The 2,504-nt window shown below is 67.6% G+C and carries 3 protein-coding genes; 1 reads left to right on the top strand and 2 read right to left on the bottom strand.

Going from position 1 to position 2,504, the window contains the following annotated elements; genetic code table 11:
• Positions 1–190: 190 nt before the first annotated feature.
• A complete protein-coding gene (locus VNF92_06900; protein ID HVA57598.1) occupies positions 191–1,354 on the top strand; it encodes a glycosyltransferase in 1,164 nt (387 codons plus the stop codon).
• A 22-nt stretch (positions 1,355–1,376) separates the two neighbouring features.
• Here the strand turns inward: VNF92_06900 and VNF92_06895 are convergent, their stop codons facing one another.
• Complete coding sequence (locus tag VNF92_06895) at positions 1,377–2,084, bottom strand: sugar transferase (protein HVA57597.1); 708 nt, start codon at positions 2,082–2,084, stop codon at positions 1,377–1,379.
• Positions 2,085–2,285: 201 nt separating this feature from the next.
• Positions 2,286–2,504: helix-turn-helix domain-containing protein (locus VNF92_06890; GenBank protein ID HVA57596.1), on the bottom strand; the 219-nt coding region annotated here is incomplete at its 5' end.

Below are 2,504 nucleotides of genomic sequence, written 5' to 3'. Positions count from 1 at the left end.
GAGCCGGAACAGCGGCCTACGGGGTGGGATCAAGGGCTCGTTCCCATTCGACGGAGAGTATGGTCGCTACGAGACATTGAGTTGGGCCGCGAAATTCTTCGTGGACGCCGTGATCCGTTACGAACGGTTGACGACCGTCGCACCCGATCTCACCACGGAATCGTTGGCATAGGAGCGCGCCTTGACGGTCGTGTTGCTCATCACAATCGGGGTCTGGGGGTATGCCTACGCCGGGTATCCCCTGCTACTGATGGCAGCGGCGGCCAGGCGCCCCAGGCCGGCGCCCCCCAGCGCGCCTGCCGAACTCCCGTTGGTAACGATCACGGTGCCGGCGTACAACGAGGTGGCGACGATTGGCGACACGATCGAGCGATTGCTCGGCGTGGACTACCCGGCGCATCTTCGCCACATCGTGGTCATCTCCGACGCGTCCACCGACGGCACGGACGATGTGGTTCAGTCGTACGCCGAACGCGGCGTCGAATTGCTGCGTATGCCGCGCCGGAGCGGCAAGACGGCCGCCGAGAACGCCGCGCGGACCGCGCTGCGCGGGGAGATCGTGGTCAACACGGATGCGTCAGTACGTGTGGATCCGGCTGCCGTCCGGCATCTCGTGGCGGCGCTGGCCGATCCGACCGTCGGCGTGGCGTCGGGACGGGATGTGAGCACGGGACGCGCCCAGGGCTCGACCAGCCCCGGCGAGTCGGCGTACGTGGGCTACGAGATGTGGGTTCGCGATCTGGAGACACGGGTGGACGGCATCGTGGGCGCGTCAGGATGCCTGTACGCCATTCGCGCCGAACTGCATCGTCACGCGCTCCCGGAGCACCTGAGCCGCGATTTCGCCGCCGCCTTGGTGGCACGACGCCACGGATTCCGGGCCGTCTCGGTGCCCGCGGCGATCTGTTACGTGCCGCAGAGCACGTCCCTTCGCCGCGAGTACCGGCGCAAGGTGCGGACCATGGCGCGCGGCTTGGCCACGCTCTGGTACGCACGCGGGCTGCTCGACATCCGTCGATACCGGCTGTTTGCGTGGATGCTGGCCAGTCACAAGCTGTGCCGGTGGCTGTTGCCCTGGACGGTAGCGGCCGTGGTCGGCGTTGCCCTGGTCACAGCGCGTGAGTCGGCCATCGCGCGAATCGTCCTGGGGTTCGCCGCGGTCGGGGCGCTGGCCACCGCCGCCACCTGGCGGCGCGAGGCGGCGGGCCGCCCCGTCCCGCGCGCCATCTCGATGATCGCCTTCACCACCGCCGGACTGGCTGCGGGCCTCCAGGCGTGGCTGCATCTGCTGAGTGGGCGCCGCGCGGCAACTTGGGAGCCCACACGGCGTCAGCCAACGTCGGTGACCGGATAGCGGGCGGGTCGGGACCTTTCGGCTACAGCGCCCCGCGTCGTCCCAGCATCACCGGGAGCGTCAACAGCATGATGCGGGTATCCTCCACCGCAGACCGGCGCTCCAGATACTCGAGGTCGAACATGAGCTTCCGCCGGACGTCGTCGAGGGTCTGGTCGTAGTTCAGGTTTACCTGTGCCCAGCCGGTGATGCCGGGCAGCACGCGCTGCCGCACTCCGTAGTCGCCGATCTCGTTGCGGAGGTGCGCAAAGATATCTGGCTGCTCGGGCCGGGGCCCCACGACGTTCATGTCGCCGCGCAACACGTTGACCAATTGCGGCAATTCATCGAGGCGGAATTTTCGCAGCACCCGCCCCACCGCGGTCACGCGCGCGTCGTCCGGTTGCGCCCAGAGCTGCGCGCCCGACCGGCTCACTTTCATCGTCCGGAATTTGTAGATCGTGAACGGACGGCCGCCCACGTCGCGGGCACGCCGCGCCCCTGCCGGATCGATGTTCGTGGCGCGACGGTCGATGCCGACGCGCGTCTGCCGGTAGAGCACGGGCCCACGCGATGTCAGCCGGACGAGAACGGCAATGAGAACACAGAGCGGCAGCGTGATGATGATGCCGAAGAGCGCCACGGCGATGTTCAGCACCCGGCGCACGCGCTCCGTGCGCGACGTCTCGTGGATTTCGGCGGTGCGCCAGCGGCTGCGCCGCGGAAGATCGAGTAGATATGAACCGGCCATGAAAAATCTTAGTGCAAGAGGCGTGCGAGCCCGTTCGCGCCGTATGTTACGAACAAACGGTCGGCGGGCCAAGAGTTAGCAAATGACACACAGCGGCGGCATGGCGCGGCCACCACGACCCGCTGCGACGACCGTTGCCGTGACGCAACAGGTACCAGCGCACCGACCGGGACAACGCCCGTCGTGTGGGCCCGCATACGATCAATCATATGCGGCGCGCTCACCGACTTCGTCGGGCACCGCGAACTGGCTGCGCACCGGCGTCCAGCCACTGGCTGGTGTCGGGCGCTGCCAACCGTGGCGTTCCATGACCCGATACAGGGTGGTGCGGTCCACACCGGCGATGCGCGCCGCTTCGGACAGGTTGCCTCCGGCCCGCTCGACCAGCCACGTCAGATACTGCGTTTCGAATTGCGTGAG

Source organism: Gemmatimonadaceae bacterium (genome assembly GCA_035533015.1).
Lineage (GTDB): Bacteria > Gemmatimonadota > Gemmatimonadetes > Gemmatimonadales > Gemmatimonadaceae > JAGWRI01.
This window is presented reverse-complemented; position numbering and strand designations above follow the sequence as displayed.